Origin of the sequence: Streptomyces sp. URMC 124, assembly GCF_051386455.1 — a bacterium.
Lineage (GTDB): Bacteria > Actinomycetota > Actinomycetes > Streptomycetales > Streptomycetaceae > Streptomyces.
In genome coordinates this window covers 1-243 of sequence record NZ_JBPQTS010000616.1, presented here as the reverse complement: position 1 = coordinate 243, position 243 = coordinate 1, and the positions used below count along the sequence as shown (strand labels likewise).

Annotated in this window: 1 pseudogene; it reads left to right on the top strand. The window is 46.5% G+C overall.

Features of this window, described 5'->3' with window-relative positions:
* Positions 1–95: 95 nt before the first annotated feature.
* Positions 96–243, top strand: a pseudogene (locus ACSNOG_RS33900) (alpha-N-arabinofuranosidase); the annotation flags it as partial.

Genomic DNA, 243 nt, shown 5'->3' with positions numbered 1-243 from the left:
GTTAAGGAAACAAACCTTATGGGTCCCGGCCAATAAATATAAAAAATCATTATACTTGGATAGGAGTTATCATCATGTCAGAGTTGAAATTGAACAATCCCCTCATCGAGCAAAGGGCAGACCCTTGGATTTATAAGCATACCGACGGATATTATTATTTCACGGCTTCGGTTCCCGAATACGACCGGATTGAGCTGCGGCGCTCCCGTACCATCGCCGGATTGGCGGAGACGGAGGGAACGA